Source organism: Edaphosphingomonas fennica, assembly GCF_003034225.1.
GTDB classification, from domain to species: domain Bacteria; phylum Pseudomonadota; class Alphaproteobacteria; order Sphingomonadales; family Sphingomonadaceae; genus Sphingomonas_E; species Sphingomonas_E fennica.
Genome location: NZ_PHHF01000041.1, coordinates 22,663 through 43,515, shown reverse-complemented (window position 1 = coordinate 43,515; position 20,853 = coordinate 22,663). Strand labels below are relative to the sequence as shown.

Sequence of the window (20,853 nt, the reverse complement as noted above, 5' to 3'; positions counted from 1 at the left end):
CCCCCCATGTCCCCTGGGGCGGAAGGCTATCGCGTCTCCGCTCAGCGGCCAAGCAGTCCCGCAACGATCGCCCGGCCGAGCCGCGCCGGCGATCCCTGCCGCCGCGCCGCCGGATCGCCCGCCCGCGCATCGTGCCGCGCCAGCGCCGCCAGCACGCCCAGCGGCCGCAGCGCGCGCGGCCAGCGCCGCCGCGCCAGCAACGCCGCCGCCCGCGCCTGCAATTCCGCCCGATCCTCGTCCGGCCCGTCTCCGGCGGCCAGCCGGTCGATCAGCGCCCAGCCCTCCCCGGCATCGGCCAGGTCGCGCGGCGCGGCCTCGCCCAGCAGCCGCGCCGACAGATCGAACAAGGCGCGCCCGCGCGCGCGCGCGTGACGACCAAGGTCCGGCGGCAGATCCGCCAGCGCCGCCCAGCCTTCCTCCAGCGCCGCGACATCGGCGCCGGCAAGGCCCAGCGGCAGGATATGCGCCGCCACGTCCTGCAGCAGCGGCTCGTCCGGCGGGGGGCCGTCGTCCAGCGCCTCCAGCGCCTCGCGCCACCAGGCCAGGCGGATCGCGCGGATCATCGGCTCCTGCGCCATCGCCAGCACCGCGCCCAGCCGCTCGTCCAGCCGCCACAGCACCGCCAGCGCCGCCCGCCGGTCCGCCGGCGCATAGACAAGCGCGAGCGCGCGTTCGGGATCGTCGGGCGGGATCATGCCGCCCGCCATAATCCCGCCGCGCGCGCCGCCCAACCGATATTGCGCAAGCCCACGGCCGAACGACGGCAACGCCGCGTTAACCACGGGATTTCAGATAGCCTTAGCCCTTCCCTGCGATGAAGGCAGACAGGCGCGCGTGGGGCGCCGGGCGGGGCGACCAAATGGCTCGGATAAACGAACGCGAAATACGCAATCATCCGAAGGGCCTGCACGAAAAGGGCCGGCGCGGATTCCTGGCACGGCTGCGCGACGATACCCGCGGCAACGTGCTCGCCATCGCCACGGCGGCGATCATCCCGCTGCTCTGCCTCATCGGCTCCGGCATCGATCTGAGCCGCGCCTATGCCGCCCAATCACGCCTGCAAGTCGCCTGCGACGCCGCCGCCCTCGCCGGCCGCCGCGCGATGAGCGCGGGCGTGGTGGACAGCACCGTCACCACCGAAGCGGAGAAATTCTTCAACTTCAACTTCCCGCAAGGCAGCTTCGATACCGATCATTTCACCTTATCCACCAAGGCCAAGGATGGCACGGAAAAGGGAAAGACGACCGTGCTGGTGAGCGCGCAGACGCGCATCCCGACATCGATCATGAAGATATTCGGCTTCGAATATCTGCCGCTCTCGGTCACATGCGATGCGCGCCAGGATTTCGTGAACACCGATGTCATGCTGGTGCTGGACGTCACCAAATCGATGGATGAAAATCTTGGCGGCAGTCCCAAGATCGCCGCCCTGCGAGAGGCCGTTATGGCTCTCTACGACGAGCTGGCGCCGGTTCAGGATCAGCTTAAAAAGGCCGGCCTGCAACTCCGCTATGGAATCGTGCCCTACTCCAGCAACGTGAACGTCGGAAACGTGGTTAGGGGCATAAACAATAGCTATGTTGAAAGCGATAAATGGACTTACCATTCGCGAAAGTTGACATACAAGCACACCAAGGCTGTCAACAACCAATCCGATTGCAACGATATTCCTGCCGAATATCGCTCCTATAGCAACAAGCAATGCACATATTATGATTCCGACAGCACAGGCAATCAGTCCACCTGGATATACATGCCCGTAGAGTATGATATCGCCAATTTCGTCAAGGGCAACGAGGTGGACGTCCCGTCCAGGGATAGCGGAACGACGAAGAAAGCCAAGTGGGCGGGCTGCATCGAGGAAGCCCAAACGACGTCATCGATCACGACGTCTTCGGACTATACCATCCCCTCCGGCGCCCATGACCTTGACCTGGACCTCATTCCGAACAGCAAGGAAACCCGCTGGAAACCCTTCTGGCCAGAGGTAACCTATCTTCGTGCAGCGGGAACGAGCGCGGATATCAATGGTGAATATCTGCCCAGGAAGGGGACTCCGACGACACCGGAAAACGCCTATACGGCCTGCCCGTCCGAAGCTCGCCGGCTCACCGCCTGGTCGAGAGACGACCTCAAGGCCTATATCGATAATCTGGTCACCACCGGCGGCACCTATCACGATATCGGGCTGATCTGGGGCGGCCGACTGCTCTCCCGAAAAGGCGTGTTCAAGAGCGACAATCCCGAGCAGGTCGGCAGCATGCCGGTCAGCCGCTTCCTGATCTTCCTGACCGATGGCGCGCTGGCGCCGAATGTCGACAGCTATTCCGCTTATGGCATCGAACAACTCGACAGGAAGATCACCGGCACCGCAAACACCTCGACCCAGACGAGCCGCCACGAGCAGCGGTTCAAGATGGTCTGCCACGCAATCAAGGGCCAGAGCGTGTCGATCTGGGTGATCAGCTTCACTTCCACCGATCCCAGCGCCGCGCTGAAGGAGTGCGCCAGCAGCCCGAATCAGGTTTCGAAATCGTCCGACAAAGCCCAGCTGATCGCCAAGTTCGTGGAAATCGGTAAGAATATCGGCTCGCTGAGGCTCACCCAATGACGCGCGCGTGCCGGAACCGGCTCGCCCGCGACCAGCGGGGCGCCACCATCGTCGAACTGGCATTCGTGATGCTGCCGTTCCTGGGCATCCTGCTGGGCTTCATTGATTTCGGTTACAGCATGTATCTGGGATCGGTGGTGGAGGGCACCGTCCACCGGGCGGCGCGGCTGGCCACGGTGGGCGATATGCCCGCCGATAAGGTGGACGAATATATACGCGATCAGCTTTCCGCTTTCTCCAACACCGCCACGATCGAGATCGAGAAGACCAACTATTACGAATATTCGGGCATCGGCCGGCCGGAGAAGATCACCAAGGATCGTGGCCCAGTGGGCGAAGACCCCAGCGACTGCTTCGAGGATCTGAACGGTGACGGCATCCGCAACACCGTCGCCGGACGCGCCGGCCTCGGTGGATCGGACGACATCGTCTATTACAAGGTGACGGCCAGTTTCGAGCGGCTGGTGCCGCTGACCAAGATCTTCGGCTTCTCGCCCACGGCCACCGTCAGCTCCGGCACGGTGCTGCGCAACCAGCCTTATGCATCGCAGACCATCCCCAAGGAGGTATGCCCCGGTGGCTGACCTCTCCACCCTCCACCGCAGCCAAAGTGGCGTGGCGATGACCGAATTCGCCTTTGTCCTTCCGCTGCTGCTGCTGCTCGGGCTAGCGGGCATCGAAACGGCCAACTATGCCATCGCCCATCTGCGCATCAGCCAGATCGCCATGGCCACTGCCGACAATGCCGCGCGCGTGCGCGATTCGATCGACGAATATGACATCAACGAGCTGTTCATCGGCGCCAAGCTGGTGGGCCAGAGCATCGACTTCGCCGATCATGGCCGGATCATCCTGTCCAGCGTGGAGCCCCGCACGGTCGCACCGACCATGACCAACGGCAAACCCAACCAGTGGATCCGCTGGCAGCGCTGCTTCGGGATGAAGCAGGCCGCCTCCAGCTTCGGCGCGCCCAGGACCAAGGGCGGGACGATCATCACCAATGGGAGCGAGGCGGATTCGGACGCCACCAAATCCAGCGACCAGGCCAAATCCCTGCCTGAAGCCAACGGCACCCCCACGCCGACCGGCATCGGCCCGGCCAACAACCAGATCGGCGCCAGCCCCGGCACCGCGCTGATGTTCGTGGAGGTCGTCTATGATTATCAGCCGCTGGTCCCCAATTCGATCCTGAAGGATCGCACGATCCGCTACACCAGCGCCTTCAACGTCCGCCAGCGCTCGGATCAGGTGATGAAGACCGGGGGCATCGCCGCCGGTCAGCGCTCCACCTGCAACCGCTATTATAGCTGACCGGACTGACGACCCGGCAGGCCCACGGCAAGAGCCCGCCTGCCTTACTACCGCGGCAGCACCCCTCCCAGCATCGGCGGGCCGAAGCGGGCGAAGGCGTGGCTCTTGAGGTCGATCGGCTCCTTCAGCATCTCCACCCGTTCGAACAGGCGGACATAGCCGGAATGGCGGATGCGCCATTCGCCGTCGCGGTGGACATAATGGTCGTGATAGAGCGCGGTGCCGTGGGTCATGCGGTTGGTGGCCATGTTCACCGCCCAGTCGACCATATACCAGCGCCCCTCGGCTACGGCGCCGTCTTCCGCCACGTCGATCTCGGGCATCAGCGCCAGGTGCATGCCGACATATTGGTTGTTCTGCATCTGGCCGAGCATGGCGATGATCTCGTCGCGCCCGTTCGCCTCGTAGAGGTAGGAACCGCCCTCGTAGCGGATCGTCGCCTCGGGCACGAAGCAGCCGGCCAGCCCCTCGCTGTCGCCGCTGTCCAGCATCCGCATGTAGCGATGCTTGAGCTGCTTGATCCGCTCGATATCCTCCAACCGCAGGGTCATGCGCTCTCCCGATGCCGCCCGTCATGCCGAACTTGCTTCGGCACCCGTTTTCCGCAGGCGATCCCTTCGCCTGCGGCGCCACAGGCCCCGAAACAAGTTCAGGGTGACGGAAGGGCCAAGATCATGGCCGTTTAGATATCCCCGATCATCTCGCACAAGGTGGCCAGGCAATCCTCGGCCAGCCGCTTCGATCGCGCGGGCGACCAGCCGAAGGCGGCGTCGGGCAAGTCGTCATTGTCCTTGAACGGCATCTCCAGCGTCATCGCCACGCAATCGAAGCGGTTGGCGAGCTGGTTGGTGGACATGGAGAGGTTGGCCTTGCCGGGGGCGGCCGTCTCATAGCCGTGCGCCGTCTGGAAATCGGGCGTGCGGGCAGCCAGCGTGTCGCGGAAGCGGGCGTAGAGCGCGCCCTGCCGCTCGGTCCATTTGGGAATGCCCTCGAACCCCGCGAGGAAGACATGGGGGATCGCCTCGTCGCCATGCACGTCCATGGCGAAGTCCACGCCCGTCTCGTCCATCCGCGCCAGCGTGTGGAGCACCTCCGGGCTGCGCTCCGCCGAGGGCTTGTGCCATTCGCGATTCAGGTTCACGCCGGCCGCATTGGTGCGCAGGTGGCCGCGCCGCGAACCATCCGGGTTCATGTTGGGGACGATGTGGAAGGTGGCGGCCGCGCGCAGCCGGCGGGCCACGCTGTCCTGCCGGTCGGTCAGCCGTTCCAGCGCGCCTTCCATCCACCATTCGGCCATGGTCTCGCCCGGATGCTGGCGGGCATAGAGCCACACCTGCCGGGGGCCGTCGCCCAGCGAGAGACAGTCGATCTCCTGCCCGTCCAGCGTGCGGCCGAGCGAACGATGGGTCACGCCCTCGCGGCTGGCGATCCGGGCGACCAGATCATGGTGCCGCTCCATCGAATAAGGCGCGAAATAAGCGAACCAGGCGTTGTTGGTGGCCGGCATGTGGCGGATGGTGAGCACCCCGTCGGCATAGTCGGTCTCCGCCTGCCGCCACGTCTCGCGATCCTCGGACACGCGGGCGCGGTAGCCGGGCCAGCCGCCCGGATAGGCCGATCCGCCCGCGTTCAGGATGCGCAGCGTCACCGTCCGTCCCGCCGCGCCCGTCAGCCGGAAATGGAACCATTGGTAGAAGTCCGACTCATGATCGCGGGCGATCTCCAGGTCGAACCGGTCCCCTTCCCGTCCCTTGACGATGATGTTGCCGCTGTCGAACGCCGCCGAAATGCCGATATCCATGTCACCCATACCTACGCCTGCACCGATTACTTCACCGTCACCACGCGGCCCGATTCGCCGGGGAAATCCTTGAACAGGGCGGCGGCCAGCCGCTGCACCGCGGCGGCGGGGGCCGCGCCCGGCGTGCCGGCGCGCGCCTCGCTCCTGGCGCGGCCTTCCCAGATCACTGTGCCTTCGGATCGGCGCTTGATCTGCACCGCAAGCTCGGTCAGGTCCACGTCCCTGGACTTGCTCTTGCCGATCGGGAAGCTCACCCCGCCGCCAACGCCCACGCCGCCGCCATAGCTGCCGCCGCCCAGCCCCACCGACACGCCCGATCCCGTATCCGCATCGCGGCGGGTGCGCCGCGTCACATCGACCACGGCGACCAGCTCGGACTTGGCGATGCCCGGCGCCAGCCGGAAGTTCAGCCGGGCCAGCTCGGCGCTCACCGCCTCCGCCTGGCTGCGGAATTCGAGGCTGTTGGCCAGCGTGGGATCGCGCGGCTCCACCACGATCTCGCCGCGGGCGATCGGCTGGCCGAGGTGGAATCGCGTCACCTGCACGGGCGGCACCTGCGAGGCGCAGCCCGCGACGAGCGTCAGCACGAAACCGGAAAGAACGAGGCGGCGAAGCGACATGGAGAGATTCCCCAGCTATGTTGAAGCACCACATGGACGTGGATCGAAACGCTTGTCCAACGTCTTTTGCTGCATGCCGCGCGCAAAGGCCGCGCACATGCTTGACTCGGGGCCGGGCGTTGAATAGGGGAGCGCCTCGCTTTTTCCAGACTGATGAAAGATAAGGCAGGCGTTCAAGCCATGAAGATCCGCAATTCGCTCAAATCGCTCAAGGGGCGTCACCGCGACAATCGCGTGATCCGTCGTCGTGGCCGCACCTACGTCATCAACAAGACCAACCGTCGCTTCAAGGCGCGCCAGGGCTGATCCACGCCCGGCCGATGGCCGTCATCTTCGATGTCGGCCACGTCCTTTTCGACTGGCATCCCAGAAACCTCTATGCCCGCCTGATCCCCGATCGGGCGGCGCTGGAGGATTTTCTCGCGCATGTCGTTACCTTCGAATGGCACAGCCAGCACGATGCCGGCCGCCCGTTCGCGGAAACCAGCGCGGAGCTGGCGACGCTCCATCCTGAATATGCGCCGCTGATCGCCCAGTTCGGCCCGCGATTCGGGGAGATGGTGCCCGGCCCCATCCCCGGCAGCCCGGAAATCGTCGCCGCACTCGACGAAGCGGGCGTGCCGCTGTTCGCGCTCACCAACTTCTCGGCCGAATTTTGGCCGCCCTTCCGCGCGGATCATGCCGCGCTGTTCGATCGCTTCCGTGATATCCTCGTCTCCGGCGAGGAGAAGCTGGTGAAGCCCGATCCCGAAATCTTCCGCCGCGCCATGGCGCGATTCGGCCTTGCCCCCGGCGAGGCGCTGTTCGTGGACGACCGGGCGGACAATGTCGCCGCGGGCGAAGCCGCCGGGCTGATCGGCCACCATTTCCGCGATGCGCCCACGCTGCGCGCCGATCTCGTCGCGCGCGGGCTGCTGCCGGGCTGATCGCCGATGGCCGGCGGCGATCCCCACGATCTCGCCCGCTTCCTCGCCGCGCAGGAAGCCAGCTACGCCGCCGCGCTGGCGGAGATCACCGCCGGCGCCAAGCGCAGCCACTGGATGTGGTTCGTCTTCCCTCAGATCGAAGGGCTCGGCCACAGCGTCATGGCCCAGCGCTACGCCATCGCCTCGGCCGCCGAAGCCCGCGCCTTCCTCGCCCACCCGATCCTCGGCGAAAGGCTGCGCGCCATCACCCGCGCGCTGCTGGCCCATGCCGGCCGGCCGCCGGAAGCGATCATGGGCGGCATCGACGCCCTCAAGCTCCGCTCCTCGCTCACCCTGTTCGATGCCGTCGCGGCCGATCCCGCCGCAGAACCCTTCGCCGCCGCGCTCGACGCCTTCTACGACGGCCAGCGCGACGCCCGCACGTTGGAGCGGCTTTAGGATCCGATCCCTCCCCTACCTTTCAAGGGAGGGGAGGCATCGCCCTACCCCACCCGTTCGATCAGCGCCTGCGCCGCCGCCGGATTGCGCACCTTGGCGCCGGAAATGAAGAACAGGAACACGTCCCGCCCTTTCGCCGCCGGCGCGCTCGGCGCCACATGATCGAGCCCGCGTGGCTGGTGCCCCCCGGCCCAGCTCCGCGCGACATCGGCCCAATGGTCGAGCGCCGCCGCATCATAGCCGGTCGCCGCCTCCTCGCGCGATTGCTGCAGCCGGGCATAGACGAAATCGGCGGTCAGATCGGCGATGGCGGGATATTCGGCATGGTCGGCAAACACGATCGCCACGCCATTGTCGCGCGCCAGATCGACGAAGGCGGGATCGCGGAAGCTTTCGTGCCGCACCTCCACCGCATGGCGCAGCCGCCGGCCGCCTTGCCCATGCGGCAGCAGCTTCAGGAAGGCGCCGAAATCCTCGCGGTCGAACTTCTTGGTCGGCATGAACTGCCAGAGGATCGGGCCGAGCTTGTCGCCCAGCTCGGTCAATCCCTGCCCCAGGAACTTGGCGATCGAATCGCCCGCCTCCGCCAGCACCCGGCGGTTGGTGCAGAAGCGCGATGCCTTGGCGGTGAAGACGAAGCCCTCGGGCACGGCATCCGCCCATTTGCGCCAGCTTTCCGGCTTCTGGGTGCTGTAATAAGTGGAATTGATCTCGATCGCGGTGAGCCGCTCCGCCGCATAGGCCAGCTCCTTCGCCTGGGGCAGCTTCTCCGGGTAGAAGGTGCCGCGCCACGGCTCATAGTTCCAGCCGCCGATGCCGACGCGGATCGCGCCGTGGCTCAAAGCTTCGCCCCGTCGAAATGCTGGACGGCGATGGCATCGGGGTCCACCTCCTCCACGCAGCGCAGGTTCACCGCGCGGGTCGCGCTGCCGTCCGGCGCCGTTCCCTCGGCGAAGGGCTGGCAGCCGCAGGTGGTGCAGAAGCGGTGCGTGATGGCGTGGCGGTTGAACAGATAGCTGCCCAGCGCCTCCTCGCCCTGTTCCAGCCGGAACCGCTCCGCGCCGTAGAAAGCCAGCAGGAAGCCCTTGCGCCGGCAGTGGGAGCAGTTGCACGCCACCGCCTGTTCCGGCGGATCGGCCTCCACCGTGAAGGTCACCGCTCCGCAATGGCAGCTTCCGTGCAGCATTCACATCCTCCCCAAATCCTCGTCCGCCACGTCCAGCGTGCGCAGCAACAGATCGTCCGTGACCGTCAAGGTCAACAGCGGATCGTGGGGCGCATCGGCGATCGCATCGACGAAGGCGGCCCGCGTCTCCGGCTCGTCATAGGCCATCTTGGCATCCATGGCGTGTTGCCATGTTTCCTCGTCCGGCCATTCGGCGATGCCGACGAAGCGGCCGTCCGCCGCGCGGTGCAGCCGCGATCCCAGGCTGCCGTAGATGCGCGTGATCAGTTCCGTCCCGCGCCGCCAGGCCGCGCGGAACTGATCCTCCTTGCCGGGGTGGACCCGCCACCAATAGACCGCGACGAACATCCGTCACGCCCCGCGCCAGGCGCGCTCCAGCCCGGCGATGTCGATCCTGGTCATGCCCAGCATCGCCTCCATCACCCGCTTCGCCTTCGCCGGATCGGGATCGGCCAGCAGTTTCGGCAGCGCGGTCGGCACGATCTGCCAGGAAATGCCGTAACGGTCGCGCAGCCAGCCGCACTGCTCGGTCTTGCCGCCGGCCGAAAGCCCGTCCCACAGCCGGTCCACCTCCGCCTGGTCCGCGCAGTCGATCTGGAAGGATATGGCGTGGCTGAACTCCGCCCCCACCCCGCCGTTCAGCGCGGTGAAGCGGGTGCCGCCCAGGGTGAAGCCCACCACCAGCACCGTTCCCGCCTGCCCGCCGGGGCTGTCGGCCGGCGCGCGCTGCACCTGATCGATCCGCGAATCGGGGATCAGGCCGGCGTAGAAGCGGGCGGCTTCCTCGGCTTCGGTGGCGAACCACAGGCAGGGTGCGATCTTCGACATCGGATTCTCTCCCGATCGGGGGGCGGGGCTCTCGCGGCCCTGTCGTAGCGTCCGACCCGGAAGCGCGGCTTTTGTTCCGCGACCGGGCAAGGGAATTGCGCCATCGAAGGATCGCTTCCCGGTTCCGCCAGCGCGCGAACCGCACTAGTGGATCGGTGGTCTGATTGTCCGGGCGATGCGGATGCACTCGTCCCGGCCAGACCGCTAGGCATGCGGCAAAAAGTGGTTTCAGCCACGCCGGAACCATGATCGAGGGAGAACAGGCTTGGCCGATCGGCAGGATCAGAACAGCGGCACCACCCCCGTGCGCGAGGCGCATCGCTTCGATGAGGCGCGGCTGGCCGCCTGGATGGCCGATAATGTCGCAGGCTATGAAGGCCCGCTGACGGTGGAGCAGTTCAAGGGCGGCCAGTCCAACCCGACCTACAAGCTCACCACGCCCGGCCGCGCCTATGTGCTGCGCCGCAAGCCGCCGGGCCAGATCCTGAAGGGCGCGCATGCGGTGGAGCGCGAGGCGCGGGTGCTATCCGCGCTCGCCACCGTCGATTTCCCGGTGGCCCGCGTCCACGGCCTTTGCACCGACGACAGCGTGATCGGCACCTGGTTCTACGTGATGGACATGGTGGAAGGGCGCATCTTCTGGGATGCCACCTTCCCCCAGGTTTCGCGCGAGGAGCGGCCGGCCTATTTCGACGCGATGAACGCCACGCTCGCCCGGCTGCACGGCATCGATCCGCAGGCGATCGGCCTTGGCGACTATGGCAAGCCCGGCAATTTCTTCGAACGGCAGATCGGCCGCTGGACGAAGCAATATCATGAGGATGTCGAGGCCGGCCGCAACGACGACATGGATGCGCTGATCGGCTGGCTGGAGGCGCATGTCCCGCCGCAGGGCGAGGTGCGCATCACCCATGGCGATTATCGTTGCGACAACATGATCTTCCACCCCACCGAGCCGCGCGTGGTCGCGGTGCTCGATTGGGAATTGTCCACGCTGGGCGATCCGCTGTCCGATTTCGCCTATCATCTCATGATGTATCGCCTGGCCCCGCCGATCGCGACCGGCATCGCCGGCGCGGACCTCGCCGCGCTCAACATCCCGTCCGAAGCCGATTATGTCGCGGCCTATTGCGCCCGCACCGGCCGCGCCGGCATTCCGGACCTGCAATTCTACACCGCCTTCAACATCTTCCGGCTGGCGGCGATCATCCACGGCATCAAGGGCCGCGTCGTTCGCGGCACGGCGGCATCCGCCCACGCCCGCGAAATGGCGGAAAAGTTCCCCGCCCTCGCCGCCGCCGGCTGGAAGGCGGCCCAGGGCGGCTAGCTGCGCCGGAAGGGCCGGCGAGGTGCCTTTCCTTGGAAAACGGCCCTTCCGTTCGCGCCACCACCGTCATTCCCGCGGAAACGCCCCCCCAAAACCGTGATTCCCGCCTGCGCGGGAATGACGAAGGGGGGAACTGGCGGAATGTCGGCCCGCCCCCCGGCACTCCAGTCGTCAGCGGGCCTCCCCAGCCCCCCTCACATCAGAAGTCCACATTCACCGAAAGCCACAGGCGGCGGCCTTCCTGGTTGATCGAATAAGCCGGCGTGTAGGCCGTGGTCGTCCCGCTGGGATAGGGCAGGTAGACGGCATAGTCGGTGTCGAACAAATTGTAGACGGTCGCGGCCAGCCGGAAGGCCGGCGTCACCTGATAGGCGCCGCCGAAATGGAACAGCTCATATCCCCTGAAGTCGCCCACGGCCGCCTGCTGGGCATTGTCGCCGCGCCAGCGGCTCGAACGGATCTCGCTGCGCGCCCATAGGGTGGCCTTGTCGTCCACCTTCCAGCGGATCTGGCCGTTCAGCATATGCTCGGGCGTGCCGATCAGCGGCATGCCCTTCTGCTCGCCGCTCTTCTGCTCGCTGTCGGTATAGGTGTAGTTCAGCGACAGCGTCAGGCTTGGCGTGAAGGCGAGGCGGGTGGCCACTTCCACGCCCCGCGTCACCGCCTTGTCGATGTTGATCGACTGGCCGAACAAGTCGACATTGGGGAAGGCGCCCACGTCCAGGCATCCCGGCCGATCGGGATTGCCGGCGAACCGGCAGTTGGGAATGCCCGGCCCGCTGGCGATCTTGTCCTTGAACGCGTTGTTGAACAGCGTGACGTTGCCGCTGAAGAAGCCGTGCCCGTCATAATAGAGGCCGGCTTCGTAGGAGGTGCTGGTCTCCGGCTTCAGGCCCGGCGTGCCGATCAGCGGGATGGTGCCCTGCCCGCCGAAGCCGATGATGCCGTCGGCGATCTGCTCCAGCCGCGGCGTCTTGAAGCCCCGGCTCACGCCGCCCTTCAGGGTGAAGCGCTCGTCGATATTCCACACCGCATAAGCGCGGGGGGACCATTTTCCGCCGAAGGTGGAATGATCGTCATACCGCGCCCCGCCCGTCAGGCTGAAGCCGTCGACGATCGTCCAGGTCGCCTCGCCGAAGCCCGCCCATTGGGTGAACTTGAACGGCGCCGGCGCTACGCCGTCCACCATCCGCGCCCACCAATATTGGCCCCCCACGGTGAAGGCGACCGGCCCGGCCTTCCCGGTGAAGCGGGAATCGAGGATGTCGTTGCGCGCCTCCAGCATGCGGGGGCTGCCGGGGTCCACGCCCGGCGTGCCCGGCGGCACGGTGCGGCCGATCGTCTCGGTATCGTTGCGGGTGAAGGTGGTGTCCAGCGTGCCGATGCCGGTGCGCCAGCTATGCGCCGCCACATAGTTGGACCGGTTGAAGCGCTGCTCCTCCGCATATCCGCCGCGCACGCCCAGCGTGCCGAGTTGCCCCTCGCTATTGTCGTAGGTCTGCTCGTTGCGGTCATATTCGAACCACAGGTCATGGTCGGCATGCGGGGTCAGCGTCAGCCGGCCGCCATAGGTGTAGATGTCGGATCGCACCGGGTTGCGGCCCAGCGTCAGCGCCGGATCGCCGGGGATGCCGATATTCGCCGCCTCGCGGTGGAACAGGCTGCCGCGCAGCGTGAGCCCCACGAGGCCGGGCACCACCGGCCCCTGCGCGAAGCCGTTGAGCGACTGGATGTTGCCGAACCGGTCGTCGCCCTGGATGGCGGTCTCGGCGGTCGCGCTGCCCACCCAATGATCGCCGACCTTGCGGGTGATGATGTTCACCACGCCGCCCATCGCATCCGATCCGTAGAGCGTGGACATCGGCCCGCGCACCACCTCGATCCGGTCGATCGCGGAAAAGGGCGGCAGGAAGCCGGTGGAGGATTCGCCGAACCCGTTGGGCGTCACATTGCCCGGCGCGTTCTGGCGGCGGCCGTCGATCAGCACCAGCGTATAGTCGCTCGGCATGCCGCGGATCGAGATGTTGAGGCCGCCGGTCTTGCCCGCCTCGCCGCCGACATCCACGCCCTGCACGTCCTGCAGCGCCTCCGCGAGGCTGCCGAAGCGCTTGTCCTCCAGGTCCTGCCGGTCGAGCACGCTGATGCTGGCCGGCGCCTCGGCGATCTTCTGCTCATAGCCGGCGGCGGTGACGACGATGGTGTCGGCATCGGCCTGCGGCCCGGCGTCCGCCGCAAGGGCCGGATCAACGGCCAAGCCAAAGGCGATAAGGGCTGCGCCGGCGAGATGCCGTGCGCGCGACGTGGATCGGAAATGCATGTTCCCCCGACTCTTTATTAATAATCATTTTCAATATCAGTCGGGCTGATGCGAACCGCTCCCCGCCCTGTCAACCAAAGCGATGGCGAGCAACAAATCATTACATATTTGAATTGAACGGAAATTATCGCAGCAGCGGCCATGCTCATCGGGTGACGGGCCGGCAACGCCCTCCGGCCCTGCAGGCCGTCGGCTCTCGTCTCGTGGCGCGGCAGTAGCCCGGCCTTGGGTCATTTTGCCGCATTCCCGTTTGCGGTTTCGCCGCCTAGAAGGGGCGGCCATGACCCAAGCCAGCTTTCCCGCCCTCCGCCTCCGCCGCACCCGCGCCTCCGCCTGGAGCCGCGCGCTCGTCGCCGAAACGCATCTGTCGCCGGCGCACCTGATCTGGCCGCTGTTCGTGACGGAGGGCCAGGGCGTCACCGATCCGGTGAAGACGCTGCCGGGCGTGTCGCGCCATTCCATCGACCGGATCGGCGCCGTGGCGAAGGAGGCGAAGGCGCTGGGCATCGGCTGCCTCGCCCTGTTCCCCAACACCCCGCGCGATCTGCGCACCGACGACGGGCGCGAGGCGCTCAATCCCGACAATCTGATGTGCCGCGCCATCCGCGCCATCAAGGATGCGGTGCCCGATATCGGCGTGCTCACCGATGTCGCGCTCGATCCCTATACCTCGCACGGGCATGACGGGCTGGTCGACGCCACCGGCTATGTCCTCAACGACGAGACGAGCGAGCTGCTGGTCGCCCAGGCGCTGGTGCAGGCGGAAGCCGGCGCCGACATCGTCGCCCCTTCGGACATGATGGACGGCCGCGTCGGCGCGATCCGCGCCGCGCTGGAGGCCGGCGGCCATCGCAACGTGCAGATAATGGCCTATTCGGCCAAATATGCGAGCGCCTTCTACGGCCCCTTCCGCGATGCGGTGGGATCGGGCGGGCTGCTGAAGGGCGACAAGCGCGCCTATCAGATGGATTATGCCAATGCGGAGGAGGCGCTGCGCGAGGTCGCGCTCGATCTCGCCGAGGGCGCGGACAGCGTGATGGTGAAGCCCGGCCTGCCCTATCTCGACATCATCCGCCGGGTGAAGGAACGGTTCGAGGTGCCGGTGTTCGCCTATCAGGTGTCCGGCGAATATGCGATGATCGAGGCCGCCGTCGCGGCCGGCGCGGGCGATCGCGACGCGCTGGTGCTGGAAACCCTCACCGCCTTCCGCCGCGCGGGCTGCTCCGGCATCCTCACCTACCACGCCGCCCACGCCGCCCGCCTGCTCGCGGGCTGAGGGCGGGCCGCCGGGGCCCCGCGCCCGTCTTGCAGGCCCGGCCGAGCCGACCCGCATGCCTGCCGTCGCCCCGGACCCGGTCCGGGGCCATCCCTCCACGGAGGCTGCCGCCAGGAGCCTCCCGGCGCCCGCCACGCCCCCCGGATCGACCCCGCGTGGCGGAGCCTTCGGGGCGGCCCGCACCTGCACCCCGGATGCCGATCCGCCCCCGCGCGCTTCCGGCGAGCCCTGCCGTCGCCATCCGGCCATCGGCATCGCGGCCGCCCGATCAGGCGCCCGCCCGCACCAGCCGGCCGCTCCGGATTGCCATCACGCTCGCGCGCTTATCCCAAACGAAAACCGCCGGCCCCCTTGCGAGGGCCGGCGGCCTTCCTCCCCGATAAGGGAATAAAGCGGATCAGGCGGCCTGCGGCGCGATCCCGCGGCGACGGCTGCGCAGGCCGGTGCCGATCAGGCCGAAGCCGGCCAGCATCAGCGCCCAGGCCGAAGGCTCGGGAACCGCGGTGATCGCGAGATTGTCGACCTCGAACGAGTTCGAGTCCGAAGAGAAGCGGATGCCGGTGATGATCTTGCCGGCATCGGCCCACACGGTCAGGCGGCCATTGGCGGACGGGCTGGTCTGGTTGCCATCGGCATCGCCATTGAAGATGGTGTCGCCGCTCAGGTCGGCGGTGGTGCCGTCCGAATATAGCAGCGTCATCAGGTTGTAGCTGTCAAGCGAGCCGACATCGATGCTGAAGCTCGTCGCGGCCGGCAGGCTGATCTCGGCATAGCCGCCGCCCAGCACCGAAAGATAGCGGCTGCCATCGCCCGCGCCCGGCAGCGCGCCGGTGCCGCCGCTGGTCGCGGCGTCGAGGAAGCTGAAGTTGATGCCGCTCACGAGGCCGTCGTTCGCGGCATTGTTGAAGTCGGCGATCACGGTTTCGAACGCCTTGGCGCCGCCCTCACCCTGGGCGAACACGAAGGTGGCCGCATTGGCCGAGGTGGCGGCGCAGGTCAGAAGCAGAGCGGCTGCAAGCGTCTTGAACATGGATTCCCTTTCGACGGGGATTGAAGCTGAAAGAGGTATCCCGAAAGTGGTATACCCTCGCCGCCATCACATGCATGGGCCGTGCCAGACGGCCGCGCTGGCGCAATTCCGCGGATTTTGCGGATTTGCCGCAGGGGTTGCTGCGCTGCGGTGTAAAAGTTTCCGACTCTCGCCGCCGCGGCGCTCCCGATATTTGCGATGCCGCCCCGCCCTGCCTAGGACAGGCGCGGGGAGAGACAGATGATCGAGACGAACCGATTGATTCTCCGGCCGATGACGGAGGCCGACAAGCCCTGGGCGGCCGCGCAATGCGCCGATCCGCAGGTGATGGCCTTGCTCGGCGGCCCGCAGACGCGCGAGGCCAGCGACGAGCGCATCGACAAGATGATCCGCCTCCAGGCCGAACGCGGCTTCAGCTTCTTCGGCCTGTTCCGCAAGGCGGACGGCCGGCCGATCGGCCTGTGCGGGCTCAAGCTGTTCGACGCGGAAGGCGCGACGCTGCCCGGCGAGGTGGAGATAGGCTGGCGGCTGGACAAGGATTGCTGGGGCCAGGGCTATGCGCGGGAAGCCGCCTCCGCTTCGCTGGACTTCGCCTTCGGCACGGTCGGCGCGCCGCTGGTGATCGCCATCACCAGCCAGCGCAACGCCGCTTCCTGGGGCCTGATGCGGCGGCTGGGGATGACGCGCCGGCCCGATCTGGATTTCAACGATCCCCGTTTCGGGCCGGAGGACAATCCCACCATCCTCCACCTGATCGAGGCGAAGGACTGGGAGGTCGGCGCATGGAAAACGGCATGACGATGGCAGGCGTCACCCTCCTGCCCTTCGACGGCGCCACGCCGGACGTGTCGCGCGCGGGCTTCGTGGCGCCGGGATCGCGCCTGATCGGCGATGTCGTGCTCGGCGAAGGGGCGAGCGTCTGGTATAATTGCGTGCTGCGCGGCGATGTCGCGCCGATATCGGTGGGCGCGCGCACCAATATCCAGGACGGCACCGTCGTCCACGTCACGACGAAGCAATATGATACGGTGATCGGCGCGGATTGCCTGATCGGCCATCTCGCCATCGTCCATGGCTGCCACCTGCACGATCGCGCCTTCGTCGGCCTGGGGGCGATCGTGATGGACGGGTGCGTGATCGAAAGCGATGCCATGCTCGCGGCGGGCGCGCTGCTCACGCCGGGCAAGCGCATCCTCTCCGGCCAGATGTGGGCGGGCCGCCCGGCCAAATATGTCCGCGATCTGACGGAGGAGGATCTCGCCGCGCATCGCAAGGGCGTGGCCGGCTATGTAGAGCTGGCCCGCCGCCACGCCGCGGCCCTCGCGGGCTGAGGATATCCGGCCGGCTTCGATGGGGCGCCGGGGATCGAACCCGGTCAGGGGTTGGGCAGCTTGCCCGCCACCTCGCCGAAGGCCCGGCGCTGCGCCTCGTCGATCGCCGAAACCCGGCTCCAGGCGTCGGCCAGCTCGGGCGAGGGGGCGCCGCCGGTCGCGACCACCATCTCGTCCAGGCTGGCCAGCGCCGACGTCACCGGCCCCCGCTCCTGATCCAGCCGGCTGATCGCCTGCTGCGCCGCGATCCACGCCTCGCTTTCCGCCGGCTGCCCCGCCGCGGCGGCCACCGCGCGCCGCGCATCGGCCAGTTCGCCGTCGAATCGCCCGCGCGCCGTCTCCGCCGCGGCAAGCTGCGCCCGGATCGCGGCCGCCGTCGCCGCATCCGCCGGCACCGCGACCGGCCCGGCCGAATCGCTCACCGGGTCCTCGATCGGCAATTTTTCCACCGCGCGGGGCGCGAGCGAGGGGAAGGAAATGTCCGATCCGGCGCATCCCGCCAGCATCGCCACGGCCAGAATCGCCGCTGCGGGCGCCATCTTCGGGAGGAAAATCATGCCATGGCTTTAGGCCCGCAAATTATTCGCGGCAACGGGCTTGCGCTCCGCTTCGCCCCCGACTAATAGCGCCACTCCAACGCGCCCGTAGCTCAGCTGGATAGAGCATCAGACTACGAATCTGAGGGTCGGACGTTCGAATCGTTCCGGGCGCGCCATTTTCCAAAAAGGCTTTGTGGATAGCCGTCGGCTCCGTTGCGGACGCTGGCGGCACGGGCCGATCGCAGCCGGCGCCCAGGCGGATCAGCGGTTGAGGCCGATCAGGATGCCGCCCCCCACCACCAGCGCCAGGCCGGCGAGGATCAGCACCATCTCCCTGTGCGTCTTCTTCTCGCCGACGATGAAGATGCCGCCCAGCGTGGCGATCACCACATTCATCTGCGACAGCGCGAATCCCGTGGCCACGCCGTTGCGCTGGGCCGAGACGAGATAGGCCAGCGCGGCGATCGCGAACACCAGCCCCGCCCCCAGATTGTGCACCGTCTTGATCGACCATGGCCGGTCCCCGCGCGCGAACAGCGAAAGGAGGACGGACATGGCGAACATGCCGATCGCCTGCGGCAGGAAGGCGCTCCAGCCGTCCAGGTCCCGCACGCGCGGGAAATAGGAATAGCCGACATAGCCGAGGGACGAGATCAGCAGCGTCGTCATGCCGGCCTTCATGTCGCCGCCGCGCGTGGCGTCCTCGTGCCGGGTCGTCAGGAATATCCCGACGATGATGATCGCGATGGCCAGCCCGCCCAGCAGCCTTTCCCCGGCGGTGGGCCATTCGCCCAGCAGGAGCACCCCCACCAGCGACGTGCCCAGCAGTTGCAGGCCGGTCGAGATGGGCAGCGCCTGCGACACGCCGATCTGGCCGTAGGCGCGATACTGGTTGAACTGGCCGAACGCCCAGCACGCCCCGGAAAGCGCGCCGAACAGCAGCGCGGCCGGCCCGATCTGCGGCCGCACGATCAGGACCACCACCGCCGCCGCGATCAGCGTGCCCAGCGTGGTGCCCAATATCTGCTGGATAGGCCGGCCCCCGGTCCAGGCGACCAGCACGGGAAGGATGCCCCAGAACAGGGCGGGGACGAGCGCGATGAGGATATCGGCGCTCACGCCGCCGGCGCCATCAGCCGTTGTGCATGAAGGCGGGATAGAGCGTCATGCCGCCGTCGACGAACAGGGTGATGCCGGTGACGTAGGACGACTGGTCCGATGCCAGCCAGGCGGCGGCGTTGGCGACGACCTCCGGCTCGCCGGCATAGCCCATCGGGATGATGCTCTCGAGCGCCGCCTTCTTCGCCGGATCGGCCATCTTCTCCTTGTTGATCGGCGTGTTTATGGCCCCCGGCCCGATCGCGTTCACGCGGATGCCCAGCGGGGCATATTCCATCGCCAGCGTCTGGTTCAGCAGCTTCACCCCGCCCTTGCTCGCCGCATAATGGGCGAAGGTCGGCCAGGGTATCCGCTCATGGACGGAGGAGAGGTTGATGATGCCGCCCCGGCTCTTCCGCGCCACGAAATGGCGGAGCGCGGCGCGCGCGCCCAGGAAATAGCCGGTCAGGTTGACGTCGATCACCTTGCGCCAGTTCTCCAGCGTCATCTCGTGGCTCGGCACGGGATTCTCCATGCCCGCATTGTTGACGAAGACGTCGAGCCTGCCGAAGCTGTCGAGCGCGGCCTCCACCAGGCGGGTCGCGCTGGCTTCCTCCGCCATGTCGGCCTGGACCGCGACCGCGCTCGCCCCGGCAGCCACAATCGCGGCCACGGTGGCGTCGGCGCCCGCCTTGTCCGAATTATAGTTGACGACAACGTTCATGCCTTCCTCGCCGAACCGGCTGGCGATGCACGCGCCGATTCCCTTGGAAGATCCGGTAACGACGGCAACCTTGCCCTGAAGGTCCGAGTAGATCATGGCCGATCTCCCTGCCACGCGAAGCTGCGCTATCCGCCGGATGCTTGCGCCGACTGTATTTTTAGCAGAATCAGGCGATTTAACGAGGATGATTATTTCGGGAGGACTCCACGCGGCCGGCCCGCCGCGCGGAACTTGCCTGTTTCCTCCAATTGTCATCAAATCGTGACAGACGGGCCGGATTCGCGCGCACGATGCGGCGCATGGCATATCCGACATGGCATATCTCAAAAGTGGACCCAATCGTATGACGACCCGGTTTGCCGCCACTCCGCTCCCCCGGATCCAGGACGAATGGCAGCGCTGGATCGCGGAAAATCTGCTGCTGGGCTCCGATGCCGCGCCCATTGCCGAAAGGCTCGCCGCGCTCGGTGCCCCGCCCGCCGTCGTCTCGGCCGAGATCGCGGCCGCTTCCTCCAGCCCCTATACCCAGGCCGGCACGGCGATCGCCGCGCGGCTCGCCAAGCGCGACTGGATATTGGAATCGCTGGCGCGCCTCGCGGCGCTCCGCCCCCCGGAGGTGCCCGTCCTCGAACGCCCGGCGCCGGGGGCCTTCCTCGGGGATCATTATGCCGCCAACCGGCCGGCGATATTGACGGGCCTGATCGACCACTGGCCCGCGCGGCGCTGGACGCTCGACCATATCGAGGCGCTGGCCGGCAATCCCGAGATCGAGGTGCAGACCGGCCGGCAGGAGGATGCGGACTATGAGATCCGCTCCAACCACCACAAGACGCGCATGCCGCTGGCCGCCCTCCTCGGCCGGCTCCGCTCGGGCGAGCCCAGCAACGATTATTATGTCACCGCGAACAATGGCGGCCACAACCGCTCCGCGCTGGCGCCGCTGTGGGAAGAGATAGGCGACCTGCCCGGCTTCCTCGTCCCCGATCCCACGCGCGACGGCTTCTTCTGGCTGGGGCCGAAGGGCACGATCACCCCCTTCCACCACGATCTCACCAACAATTTCCTCGTCCAGATCATGGGCGAGAAGCGGGTGACGCTGGTGCCGCTGTGGGAAACCCAGCGGATGCAGAACCATATGCACTGCTACAGCCGCTGGAGCGGGCCGGAAGCCTTCGCCGGCCTGCCCGAAGGCCAGCGGCCGACCGCCATCACCTGCACCATCCGCCCGGGCGACATCCTCTTCATACCCGTCGGCTGGTGGCATCATGTCGAAGGGCTCGACACCAGCATCAGCCTCTCCTTCACCAATTTCGTGTGGGAGAATGATTTCTACACCGCCTATCGCAGCTACGGCGCGCTGTAGGCCCGCTTTCCGTCCCCCGGCAACGCGGGGCGGCCGCCGGCCCGCGTCATCATTCCGTCATCGCCTGTAATCCGCCTGTCATCGAATCGTCGGCGCGCGGTCATCAAGCGCTGCCACTGGCCCCGTT

The 20,853-nt window shown here is 67.1% G+C and carries 24 protein-coding genes and 1 tRNA gene; 12 read left to right on the top strand and 13 right to left on the bottom strand.

Annotated features, from left to right (window positions below):
* Positions 1 to 41: 41 nt before the first annotated feature.
* Positions 42 to 695 carry a hypothetical protein gene (locus CV103_RS09260; protein WP_107394746.1) on the bottom strand — a complete coding sequence of 218 codons (654 nt, stop codon included), beginning with the start codon at positions 693 to 695 and terminating at the stop codon, positions 42 to 44.
* A 119-nt stretch (positions 696 to 814) separates the two neighbouring features.
* Here CV103_RS09260 and CV103_RS09255 point away from each other — a divergent pair, with 119 nt between their 5' ends.
* The 3 genes from CV103_RS09255 to CV103_RS09245 are packed head-to-tail and all read left to right on the top strand — an operon-like array spanning position 815 to position 3,922.
* The gene (locus CV103_RS09255; protein WP_245896748.1) at positions 815 to 2,611 is read left to right on the top strand and encodes a Tad domain-containing protein; all 1,797 of its coding nucleotides are present in this window, start codon (positions 815 to 817) and stop codon (positions 2,609 to 2,611) included.
* Positions 2,608 to 3,195, top strand: coding sequence for a TadE/TadG family type IV pilus assembly protein (locus CV103_RS09250; protein ID WP_070932696.1), 588 nt, complete (start codon positions 2,608 to 2,610; stop codon positions 3,193 to 3,195). Before CV103_RS09255 ends, CV103_RS09250 begins: the two co-directional genes overlap by 4 nt.
* On the top strand, positions 3,188 to 3,922 hold the full coding sequence (locus CV103_RS09245) for a TadE/TadG family type IV pilus assembly protein (protein WP_236626781.1): 735 nt from the start codon (positions 3,188 to 3,190) through the stop codon (positions 3,920 to 3,922). The genes CV103_RS09250 and CV103_RS09245 overlap by 8 nt, the downstream gene beginning before the upstream one ends.
* A 47-nt stretch (positions 3,923 to 3,969) precedes the next feature.
* Here the strand turns inward: CV103_RS09245 and CV103_RS09240 are convergent, their stop codons facing one another.
* The 3 genes from CV103_RS09240 to CV103_RS09230 form a co-directional block, all read right to left on the bottom strand.
* Entirely contained in the window at positions 3,970 to 4,473 is a 504-nt protein-coding gene (locus CV103_RS09240) for a nuclear transport factor 2 family protein (protein ID WP_107394732.1), read from the bottom strand.
* Between the two features lie 131 nt (positions 4,474 to 4,604).
* Positions 4,605 to 5,723: a M14 family metallopeptidase gene (locus CV103_RS09235; protein ID WP_070932692.1), complete on the bottom strand. Its 1,119-nt coding sequence runs from the start codon at positions 5,721 to 5,723 to the stop codon at positions 4,605 to 4,607.
* A 26-nt stretch (positions 5,724 to 5,749) separates the two neighbouring features.
* The gene (locus CV103_RS09230; RefSeq protein ID WP_015459451.1) at positions 5,750 to 6,343 is read right to left on the bottom strand and encodes a DUF4136 domain-containing protein; all 594 of its coding nucleotides are present in this window, start codon (positions 6,341 to 6,343) and stop codon (positions 5,750 to 5,752) included.
* Between the two features lie 180 nt (positions 6,344 to 6,523).
* Here CV103_RS09230 and ykgO point away from each other — a divergent pair, with 180 nt between their 5' ends.
* From ykgO to CV103_RS09215, 3 genes are read left to right on the top strand one after another with little or no spacing between them, the layout of a single operon-like run.
* The gene (gene ykgO / locus CV103_RS09225; protein ID WP_004210176.1) at positions 6,524 to 6,649 is read left to right on the top strand and encodes a type B 50S ribosomal protein L36; all 126 of its coding nucleotides are present in this window, start codon (positions 6,524 to 6,526) and stop codon (positions 6,647 to 6,649) included.
* A 14-nt stretch (positions 6,650 to 6,663) separates the two neighbouring features.
* Positions 6,664 to 7,269, top strand: coding sequence for an HAD family hydrolase (locus tag CV103_RS09220; protein WP_107394731.1), 606 nt, complete (start codon positions 6,664 to 6,666; stop codon positions 7,267 to 7,269).
* Between the two features lie 6 nt (positions 7,270 to 7,275).
* On the top strand, positions 7,276 to 7,707 hold the full coding sequence (locus CV103_RS09215; protein ID WP_015459449.1) for a DUF1810 domain-containing protein: 432 nt from the start codon (positions 7,276 to 7,278) through the stop codon (positions 7,705 to 7,707).
* A gap of 44 nt (positions 7,708 to 7,751) precedes the next feature.
* Here the strand turns inward: CV103_RS09215 and CV103_RS09210 are convergent, their stop codons facing one another.
* The 4 genes from CV103_RS09210 to CV103_RS09195 are packed head-to-tail and all read right to left on the bottom strand — an operon-like array spanning position 7,752 to position 9,721.
* Positions 7,752 to 8,549, bottom strand: coding sequence for a DUF72 domain-containing protein (locus CV103_RS09210; protein ID WP_107394730.1), 798 nt, complete (start codon positions 8,547 to 8,549; stop codon positions 7,752 to 7,754).
* Positions 8,546 to 8,893, bottom strand: a complete 348-nt coding sequence (locus CV103_RS09205; protein ID WP_107394729.1) for a GFA family protein — start codon at positions 8,891 to 8,893, stop codon at positions 8,546 to 8,548. The genes CV103_RS09210 and CV103_RS09205 overlap by 4 nt, the downstream gene beginning before the upstream one ends.
* A complete protein-coding gene (locus CV103_RS09200) occupies positions 8,894 to 9,241 on the bottom strand; it encodes an antibiotic biosynthesis monooxygenase family protein (RefSeq protein WP_015459446.1) in 348 nt (115 codons plus the stop codon).
* A 3-nt stretch (positions 9,242 to 9,244) separates the two neighbouring features.
* Positions 9,245 to 9,721 (bottom strand): VOC family protein, encoded by a 477-nt coding sequence (locus CV103_RS09195; protein WP_070932682.1) that lies wholly within the window; start codon positions 9,719 to 9,721, stop codon positions 9,245 to 9,247.
* Positions 9,722 to 9,986: 265 nt separating this feature from the next.
* On the opposite strand from CV103_RS09195, the gene CV103_RS09190 reads away from it, so the two are divergent.
* The gene (locus CV103_RS09190) at positions 9,987 to 11,048 is read left to right on the top strand and encodes a phosphotransferase (RefSeq protein ID WP_107394728.1); all 1,062 of its coding nucleotides are present in this window, start codon (positions 9,987 to 9,989) and stop codon (positions 11,046 to 11,048) included.
* Positions 11,049 to 11,247: 199 nt separating this feature from the next.
* Here the strand turns inward: CV103_RS09190 and CV103_RS09185 are convergent, their stop codons facing one another.
* Positions 11,248 to 13,365 carry a TonB-dependent receptor domain-containing protein gene (locus CV103_RS09185; RefSeq protein WP_107394727.1) on the bottom strand — a complete coding sequence of 706 codons (2,118 nt, stop codon included), beginning with the start codon at positions 13,363 to 13,365 and terminating at the stop codon, positions 11,248 to 11,250.
* Positions 13,366 to 13,645: 280 nt separating this feature from the next.
* On the opposite strand from CV103_RS09185, the gene hemB reads away from it, so the two are divergent.
* Positions 13,646 to 14,641 carry a porphobilinogen synthase gene (gene hemB / locus CV103_RS09180; RefSeq protein ID WP_015459442.1) on the top strand — a complete coding sequence of 332 codons (996 nt, stop codon included), beginning with the start codon at positions 13,646 to 13,648 and terminating at the stop codon, positions 14,639 to 14,641.
* A gap of 397 nt (positions 14,642 to 15,038) precedes the next feature.
* Here the strand turns inward: hemB and CV103_RS09175 are convergent, their stop codons facing one another.
* Positions 15,039 to 15,671: an Npun_F0296 family exosortase-dependent surface protein gene (locus CV103_RS09175; protein WP_015459441.1), complete on the bottom strand. Its 633-nt coding sequence runs from the start codon at positions 15,669 to 15,671 to the stop codon at positions 15,039 to 15,041.
* A 240-nt stretch (positions 15,672 to 15,911) separates the two neighbouring features.
* Between CV103_RS09175 and CV103_RS09170 the strand changes: the two genes are divergently transcribed.
* Together CV103_RS09170 and CV103_RS09165 are read left to right on the top strand one after the other, a co-directional pair.
* Positions 15,912 to 16,469 carry a GNAT family N-acetyltransferase gene (locus tag CV103_RS09170; RefSeq protein WP_107394726.1) on the top strand — a complete coding sequence of 186 codons (558 nt, stop codon included), beginning with the start codon at positions 15,912 to 15,914 and terminating at the stop codon, positions 16,467 to 16,469.
* 2 nt (positions 16,470 to 16,471) lie between these two features.
* Positions 16,472 to 17,002, top strand: coding sequence for a gamma carbonic anhydrase family protein (locus tag CV103_RS09165; protein WP_245896751.1), 531 nt, complete (start codon positions 16,472 to 16,474; stop codon positions 17,000 to 17,002).
* Positions 17,003 to 17,046: 44 nt separating this feature from the next.
* On the opposite strand, the gene CV103_RS09160 is transcribed toward CV103_RS09165, so the two are convergent.
* Positions 17,047 to 17,559: a hypothetical protein gene (locus CV103_RS09160; protein ID WP_107394725.1), complete on the bottom strand. Its 513-nt coding sequence runs from the start codon at positions 17,557 to 17,559 to the stop codon at positions 17,047 to 17,049.
* Positions 17,560 to 17,640: 81 nt separating this feature from the next.
* Between CV103_RS09160 and CV103_RS09155 the strand changes: the two genes are divergently transcribed.
* A tRNA-Arg gene (locus CV103_RS09155) sits at positions 17,641 to 17,717 on the top strand.
* 85 nt (positions 17,718 to 17,802) lie between these two features.
* Here CV103_RS09155 and CV103_RS09150 read toward each other — a convergent pair.
* Together CV103_RS09150 and CV103_RS09145 are read right to left on the bottom strand one after the other, a co-directional pair.
* Positions 17,803 to 18,660 carry a GRP family sugar transporter gene (locus tag CV103_RS09150; protein WP_107394724.1) on the bottom strand — a complete coding sequence of 286 codons (858 nt, stop codon included), beginning with the start codon at positions 18,658 to 18,660 and terminating at the stop codon, positions 17,803 to 17,805.
* Positions 18,661 to 18,673: 13 nt separating this feature from the next.
* Positions 18,674 to 19,459: a glucose 1-dehydrogenase gene (locus CV103_RS09145; protein WP_015459396.1), complete on the bottom strand. Its 786-nt coding sequence runs from the start codon at positions 19,457 to 19,459 to the stop codon at positions 18,674 to 18,676.
* 247 nt (positions 19,460 to 19,706) lie between these two features.
* Between CV103_RS09145 and CV103_RS09140 the strand changes: the two genes are divergently transcribed.
* Positions 19,707 to 20,726, top strand: a complete 1,020-nt coding sequence (locus CV103_RS09140) for a cupin-like domain-containing protein (protein ID WP_051128744.1) — start codon at positions 19,707 to 19,709, stop codon at positions 20,724 to 20,726.
* The last annotated feature ends 127 nt before the right edge of the window (positions 20,727 to 20,853 follow it).